The following is a 7,453-nucleotide window of genomic DNA, read 5'->3' as shown; positions in this document are numbered from 1 at the left end:
GTTGACATGCGGTTTCGTCCGTTCAAACTTTGCCTTCGCCATGATGGCTTCTCCTAAGTCGGTGTTACGGGCGGCGGGGAAGCCCCGCCCTACGGGTTTGGTAGGGCGGGGTTATCCCCGCCACACCGTCAAGCGTATTTCTTCTGGATCTCGTCCGAGATGTTCTGCGGCACGGCGTCGTAATGGTCGAACTGCATCGTGAACACCGCGCGGCCCGAGGACATCGAGCGCAGGTTGTTGATGTAGCCGAACATGTTCGCCAGCGGGACCATCGCGTTGATGACGTTCGCGTTGCCGCGGCTGTCCTGGCCCTGGACCATGCCACGACGGCTGGTCAGGTCACCGATGATCGACCCGGTGTATTCTTCCGGCGTCACGACCTCGACCTTCATGATCGGTTCCAGCAGCTTCGCGCCGGCCTTTTTCAGACCTTCGCGCATGCCGGCCCGGGCCGCGATCTCGAAGGCGAGAACCGAGGAGTCGACGTCATGATAGGCACCGTCGATCAGCGCCACCTTGAAGTCGATCACCGGGAAGCCCGCCAGCGGACCCGAGTCCATCACCGACTTGATGCCCTTCTCGACGCCCGGCACGTATTCCTTCGGAACCACGCCGCCGACGATCTGGTTCGAGAACGAATAGCCCTCGCCCGGTTGGGTCGGTTCGATCACCAGCTTGACGCGGGCGAACTGGCCGGTACCGCCGGTCTGCTTCTTGTGGGTATAGTCGACCTCGGCCTTGTGGCTGATGGTCTCGCGATACGCCACCTGCGGGGCACCGATGTTGGCCTCGACCTTGAACTCGCGCTTCATGCGGTCGACGAGGATGTCGAGGTGGAGTTCGCCCATCCCCTTCATGATCGTCTGACCCGATTCGAAGTTCGTCTCGACGCGGAACGAGGGGTCTTCGGCCGCAAGGCGAGCGAGGGCGAGGCCCATCTTCTCCTGGTCGGCTTTCGACTTCGGCTCCACGGCGATCTCGATCACCGGCTCGGGGAAGGTCATGGTTTCCAGCACGACCGGCTTGGACGGATCGCAGAGCGTGTCCCCGGTGGTGGTTTCCTTCAGACCCGCCAGCGCGATGATGTCGCCCGCATAGGCTTCGTCGATCTCCTCGCGGTTGATCGCGTGCATCATCATCATCCGGCCGACGCGCTCGCGCTTGCCCTTCGTCGAGTTCAGCATCGAGTCGCCCTTTTTCAGGACGCCCGAATAGATCCGGGTGAAGGTCAGCGAACCGACGAAGGGGTCGTTCATGATCTTGAACGCCAGCGCCGAGAAGGGCTCGTCATCATCGGCGTGACGCTCGATGTTGCGGGTTTCCGTCTCGTCGCCCGGGGCGAAGCCGACATAGGCCGGAACGTCCAGAGGACCCGGCAGGAAGTCGATCACCGCGTTCAGCAGCGGCTGCACGCCCTTGTTCTTGAAGGCCGAGCCGGCGAAGACCGGGAAGAAGGCCATGGCCAGCGTGCCCTTGCGGATCAGGCGGCGCAGGGTCTCCTCGTCGGGCTCTTCGCCCTCGAGATAGGCCATCATCGCGTCGTCGTCCTGTTCGACGGCGAGCTCGATCAGCTTGGCGCGCCATTCGTCGGCCAGGTCCTTGAGCTCGTCACGGATCGGCTGACGGACCCAGCTCGCGCCGAGGTCTTCGCCCTTCCAGACCCATTCTTCCATCTTGATCAGGTCGATCTGGCCTTCGAGCTTGTCTTCCGAGCCGATCGGCAGGCAGACCGGGCAGGGGGTCCCGCCGGTACGGTCCTTGATCATCTCGACGCACTTGAAGTAGTCGGCGCCGATCTTGTCCATCTTGTTGACGAACACGATCCGCGGAACCTTGTAGCGGTCAGCCTGACGCCACACGGTTTCGGTCTGCGGTTCGACACCGGCGTTGGCGTCGAGCAGGCAGACGGCCCCGTCGAGCACGGCCAGCGAACGCTCGACTTCGATGGTGAAGTCGACGTGGCCGGGGGTGTCGATGATGTTGAAGCGGTATTTGGTATCCGAGGTGCCATCAGCGGTCGGATCTTCCTGGCGCTGCCAGAAGGTCGTGGTCGCGGCCGAGGTGATGGTGATCCCGCGTTCCTGTTCCTGCTCCATCCAGTCCATGGTCGCGGCGCCGTCATGGACTTCGCCGAGTTTGTGGGACTTGCCGGTGTAGTAGAGGATACGCTCGGTCGTGGTGGTCTTGCCGGCATCGATGTGGGCCATGATGCCGAAGTTGCGGTATCGCTTGAGCGGATATACGCGGGCCATGATCGGATTTCCTTACCAGCGATAATGGCTGAACGCTTTGTTCGCGTCGGCCATCTTGTGGGTGTCTTCGCGCTTCTTCACCGCGGTGCCGCGGTTGTTGACCGCGTCCGAAAGCTCGCCCGCCAGGCGCTCTTCCATGGTGTTCTCGTTGCGCTTGCGGGCGGCGGTGATCAGCCAGCGGATCGCCAGGGCCTCACGACGCTCGGTGCGGACTTCGACGGGGACCTGATAGGTCGCACCGCCGACGCGGCGCGAGCGCACTTCGACCGACGGCTTGATGTTGTCGAGGGCTTCGTGGAACACCTCGATCGGGGCGCGCTTCAGGCGCTTCTCAACGCGGTCGAGCGCGTTGTAGACGATCGATTCGGCCACCGACTTCTTGCCGTCGACCATCAGGTTGTTCATGAATTTCGTCAGCACGGTATCGCCAAACTTGGCGTCCGGCAGGACAGCGCGCTTTTCAGCAGCGTGACGACGCGACATGGGGGTCTCTCCTTACTTCGGACGCTTCGCGCCGTATTTCGAGCGGCGCTGACGACGGTCTTTGACGCCCTGCGTATCGAGCACGCCGCGCAGGATGTGGTAACGGACACCCGGAAGGTCCTTCACGCGGCCGCCGCGGATCAGCACCACCGAGTGCTCTTGCAGGTTGTGCTTTTCGCCGGGGATGTAGCTGATCACCTCGAAACCGTTGGTCAGGCGGACCTTGGCCACCTTCCGCATCGCCGAGTTCGGCTTTTTCGGGGTCGTGGTGTAGACGCGGGTGCAGACGCCGCGCTTCTGCGGGCATTGCTCCAGGTGCTGGGACTTGGACTTCTGGACTTTCGGCTGCCGCGGCTTGCGGATCAGCTGTTGGATCGTAGGCATTCACATCGCCTTATCTTGCGGCCCGTTCAACCACCGCTCGTCAGCGAGGTATCCGGGGGCAGTTCTTCGTCTCGCACCCTGCGCGTCCGCAAAGCACAAAACCGCCGATGCGCCCATTCCGAGGGTTGGCATCGCGGTGGAATCTCAGAGGATCGGGGCTTGCACCGCCCGGATCATGACCACAACTGTGTTCTAAGCCCCGCGACCAGCGCATGCCGATCCCGGGTGGCCGCCGTATAGGGGGAGTCGCGGGGCTTGTCAACATGGCTCGCCGGGCCCCGCCCCCCTGCCCCGCGCCGCGTTGCCCGTGCCGCGCCGCGCTGCTAGGCTGGGGCAAAAATGAAGGGGCAGCGGCATGCGTCTACCAGGCTATTTTTCCCGGCGCCGGGTGGCACAGAATGCCCAGGTGATCGGCCTTTGCCGCTTTTCCTATCCCGCCATCGGCGGCTTCAAGACCGAACACGACAGCCCCGAGGAACGCGCCCGCTTCCTCTATGCGCCCGAGCGTCTGGACGAGCGGTTTCGCCTGTTCGAGATGTTCACCCTGCCCTCGATCCGTACCCAGACCAATGACGATTTCACCTTCCTCATCGTGATCGGGACGGATTTCCCGGCCGAGCGCGAGGAACAGCTGCGCGCGCTGACTGCCGATATCCCCCAGATCGTCATCCAGGCCCATCCCCCCGGCCGCCACCGCGAGGTCATGGCCCGCGCCATCAATTCGGTGCGCGACAAAGGCAAGTATTCGATCCAGTTCCGCCTCGACGACGACGACGCGATGGGCGTGGGCTTCGTGCACAAGGTCCGCAACATGCTGTTCCAGCATTTCCCGCTGTTCGAGGGCTCGCGCCATGTCGCGCTGGCCTTTACCCGTGGCTGGAACGCGACCGGCACGCCCGAGGGGATCCTGGCCGAACCCGCCAAGGCCAATTACCCGACCGCGGCGCTGGCCATCGTCTTCCGCCCCGATGTCGACCTGACGGTGATGAACTTCGCCCATCACGAGGTCTGGCAGCACATGCCCACCATCACCCGGGTGGACAACGACATGTTCATCCGCGGCGTGAACGGCTTCAACGATTCCGGCGACCGGATCGGGCAGGAGATGACGCTTTTGACCCGCGAGCAGGAAGACCGGTTCCAGCGCGCCTTCGGCGTCAACGCGGAATGGGTGCGCGCCCGCGCCGGACGGTGACGCGCTCGCGGTAGAAGGTGAAAAGCCCGGTCCCCACCACCAGCGCCGCGCCCAGCTGGGTCAGCGTGTCGGGCCATTCGGCGAACAGGACGAAGCCCAGCACCAGTGCCCAGATCAGCCCGGTGTAGCGGAAGGGCGTGACGAAGCCCAGTTCGCCGGTCCTGACCGCGCTGACCGTCAGCACATAGCCGCCGACGATGAAAAGCGAGGTTCCCGCCAGCAGCATCGCCGCATAGGGCGCGGGCGTTACGAAAACCTCGGTCACGCTGCCGGCAAGACCGAAGACCATGACCGCCGCGGCATTGGCCAGCGCCACCATCAGCGAGGGCACCGAGCGCGACATCCGCCGCGTCAGCAGGTCGCGCGCGGTAACCAGGCCGATGCAAATCAGCGCGTAGACGGCGTAGATGTCGAAGCCTCCGGCCTCGGGCCGGGCGATTAGCAAGACGCCCAGAAAGCCCACGCCGATCGCCGTCATCCGCCGCCAGCCGACCCGCTCGCCCAGGAACAGCGCGCCCCCCAGCGTCACGGTCAGGGGCAGCGCCTGCATGATGGCGGTAAGGTTGGCAATCGGCGTGTGGTAAAGCGCCTGCAGGAAGAACCAGGTTGCCGCCGTATCCGCCAGCGTCCGCAGCGCCACCAGCCAGCGGTCGCCCCGGGCGATGGCGATGCGAAAGACGCCCCGGCGCCAGACCAGCAGCCCCAGCACCAGGCTTACCGCCAGCCCGCGCCACAGAAGGGTCTGAAACAGCGGCAATTCGCTGGCGAGCAGTTTCATGATCGCATCCGACAGGGTGAACGACGCCATCCCCGCCATCATCAGCAGCGCGCCCCGTGCATTGTCGGACAGCATGAAAACCCCTCGTCCCCCGCTCCTGCTGCGGCGGTATCATTTAACAGGTGAAGGGGGAAGAGGCCGCAGGCAGGCGCGCCGCCCCCTCCTCTTCGTTCCTCACCTATCCTCAGGGGGGTCCGGGGGGCGCGCAGAATGCCCCCCGGCTTCCGGCGCCGCGGAACGCGGCGCCGCTGGTCGCCCGAGGGCTCGGCGCCGGAGGCGTCGCGGCCGAGGGCGAAACCCCTCTCCCGGCTGGTCAACGAAAAACCCCCCGCAACCTGCGTTGCGGGGGGTCTCGTCTCTCAGCCCGAGGGCCTCAGCGGTCGTCGTCGTCCGCGGGCATCTCGCGGAACATCGGCTCCATATCGGGCGCCACCAGGACCGCTTCGGCCTCGGCGCGGCGCTGTTCGATCACCGCATCGTCACGATCCGTGGCGATCTTGCGGGTCGCCGTGGCCACGCCGCCGGTACCAGCCGGGATCAGCCGGCCGACGATGACGTTCTCTTTCAGACCGACCAGCTTGTCGCGCTTGCCGATGACCGAGGCTTCGGTCAGCACGCGCGTGGTCTCCTGGAACGAGGCGGCCGAGATGAAGGACCGGGTCTGCAGCGAGGCCTTGGTGATCCCCAGGAGGATCGGCTCGCCCCGCGCCGGGCGCAGGCCCATGGCGGTAACCTTGTCGTTCGCCTCGTCGAACTCGAACTTGTCGACCGTCTCGCCCTTCAGCAGCGTCGTATCCCCGCTGTCGAGGATCTCCAGCTTCTGCAGCATCTGACGGACGATGACCTCGATGTGCTTGTCGTTGATCTTCACGCCCTGCAGGCGGTAGACGTCCTGCACCTCGTCGATCAGGTAGTTCGCCAGCGCCTCGATGCCCAGGATCCGCAGGATGTCATGCGGCGCGGGGTTGCCATCCATGATGTAATCGCCGCGCTGGACGAAATCGCCCTCCTGCACGGGGATGTGCTTGCCCTTCGGCACCAGGTATTCCACCGCGTCGACATTCTCGTCCACGGGTTCGATGGTGATGCGGCGCTTGTTCTTGTAGTCCTTGGCGAAGCGCACATAACCGTCGATCTCGCAGATGATCGCGTGATCCTTCGGGCGACGGGCCTCGAACAATTCCGCCACGCGGGGCAGACCCCCGGTGATGTCCTTGGTCTTGGCGCCTTCGCGCGGGATCCGGGCAACGACGTCACCCTGGCGGACCTCCTGCCCGTCCTCGATCGACAGAATGGCATCGACCGACATCGGATAGGTGATCGGATTGCCCGCGTCGTTGCGCATCGGCTCACCGGTTTCCTTGTTCATGATGATGATCTCGGGCTTGAGATCGCCACCACGGGGAACCGAGCGCCAGTCGGTCACGATCTTCTGCGACATGCCCGTCGCATCGTCCGTGTCCTCGCGCACCGACAGACCGGCGATCAGGTCCACGAATTTCGCCGTACCGGCCCGTTCCGCGATGATCGGAAGGGTGTAGGGGTCCCATTCGTAGAGCTTGTCGCCGCGCTTCACTTCCTGGCCGTCGCGCACGAAGAGCTTGGCACCATAGGTCAGCTTGTGGGCCGCCCGTTCGATGCCGTTCTCGTCGATGATGGCGATCTGCATGTTGCGGCCCAGGACCACCAGTTCGGCCGAGGCATTCTCGAGCACGTTGGTGTTGCGGAACTCGACCTTGCCGGCCGAGCCCGATTCCTGGAACGACTGCGAACCGCCCTGCGCGATGCCGCCGATGTGGAAGGTCCGCATCGTCAGCTGCGTGCCCGGCTCACCGATCGACTGCGCGGCGATGATACCCACCGCCTCGCCCTTGTTGACCAGCGTACCGCGCGCGAGGTCGCGCCCGTAGCATTTCGAGCAGACACCCTCTTCGGCGTCGCAGGTCAGCGGCGAGCGGATCTTGACCGTGGCAAGGCCCGCGGTTTCGATCATGTCGGCGTCGCGTTCGTCGATCAGGTGGTTCTTGACCACCAGAACCTCGCCCGTCGCCGGATGCACCACGTCCTCGGCCGCGACACGGCCCAGCACGCGCTCGGCCAGCGAGGCGACGATTTCACCGTCGTTGATCGCCGCCGAGGCGGTGATGAAGCGTTCGGTGCCGCAATCGTCCGAGCGCACGATGCAATCCTGCGCCACGTCCACCAGACGGCGGGTCAGGTAGCCCGAGTTCGCCGTCTTCAGCGCGGTATCGGCCAGACCCTTGCGGGCGCCGTGGGTCGAGTTGAAGTATTCAAGAACGGTCAGACCTTCCTTGAAGTTCGAGATGATCGGCGTCTCGATGATCTCGCCCGAGGGCTTGG

Annotated in this window: 5 protein-coding genes and 1 pseudogene; 1 reads left to right on the top strand and 5 read right to left on the bottom strand. The window is 64.7% G+C overall.

Annotation, left to right across the window (positions count from 1 at the left end; genetic code table 11):
• Positions 1 to 128 precede the first annotated feature (128 nt).
• From fusA to rpsL, 3 genes are read right to left on the bottom strand one after another with little or no spacing between them, the layout of a single operon-like run.
• A complete protein-coding gene (gene fusA / locus V7Q39_RS17845; RefSeq protein ID WP_333817965.1) occupies positions 129 to 2,252 on the bottom strand; it encodes an elongation factor G in 2,124 nt (707 codons plus the stop codon).
• Between the two features lie 12 nt (positions 2,253 to 2,264).
• A complete protein-coding gene (gene rpsG / locus V7Q39_RS17840) occupies positions 2,265 to 2,735 on the bottom strand; it encodes a 30S ribosomal protein S7 (protein ID WP_107753015.1) in 471 nt (156 codons plus the stop codon).
• A 12-nt stretch (positions 2,736 to 2,747) separates the two neighbouring features.
• A complete protein-coding gene (rpsL, locus tag V7Q39_RS17835; RefSeq protein WP_107753017.1) occupies positions 2,748 to 3,119 on the bottom strand; it encodes a 30S ribosomal protein S12 in 372 nt (123 codons plus the stop codon).
• Between the two features lie 388 nt (positions 3,120 to 3,507).
• Between rpsL and V7Q39_RS17830 the strand changes: the two genes are divergently transcribed.
• Complete coding sequence (locus V7Q39_RS17830; RefSeq protein ID WP_333817964.1) at positions 3,508 to 4,314, top strand: glycosyltransferase; 807 nt, start codon at positions 3,508 to 3,510, stop codon at positions 4,312 to 4,314.
• Here V7Q39_RS17830 and V7Q39_RS17825 read toward each other — a convergent pair.
• On the bottom strand, positions 4,277 to 5,167 hold the full coding sequence (locus V7Q39_RS17825) for a DMT family transporter (protein WP_333817963.1): 891 nt from the start codon (positions 5,165 to 5,167) through the stop codon (positions 4,277 to 4,279). The genes V7Q39_RS17830 and V7Q39_RS17825 overlap by 38 nt on opposite strands.
• Positions 5,168 to 5,465: 298 nt before the next feature.
• Positions 5,466 to 7,453: pseudogene (locus V7Q39_RS17820) on the bottom strand (DNA-directed RNA polymerase subunit beta'); the annotation flags it as partial.

Origin of the sequence: Tabrizicola sp. (assembly GCF_036781545.1) — a bacterium.
In the GTDB taxonomy this organism is placed as follows: Bacteria; Pseudomonadota; Alphaproteobacteria; order Rhodobacterales; family Rhodobacteraceae; genus Tabrizicola.
Note: the sequence above shows the minus strand (reverse complement) of the source record. Positions and strands in the feature narration are given on the sequence as shown.

Excerpts from the sequence above, each read along its gene's own strand:
- fusA (WP_333817965.1), bottom strand. The coding sequence starts at position 2,252 with ATGGCCCGCGTATATCCGCTCAAGCGATACCGCAACTTCGGCATCATG.
- rpsG (WP_107753015.1), bottom strand. The coding sequence starts at position 2,735 with ATGTCGCGTCGTCACGCTGCTGAAAAGCGCGCTGTCCTGCCGGACGCC.
- rpsL (WP_107753017.1), bottom strand. The coding sequence starts at position 3,119 with ATGCCTACGATCCAACAGCTGATCCGCAAGCCGCGGCAGCCGAAAGTC.
- V7Q39_RS17825 (WP_333817963.1), bottom strand. The coding sequence starts at position 5,167 with ATGCTGTCCGACAATGCACGGGGCGCGCTGCTGATGATGGCGGGGATG.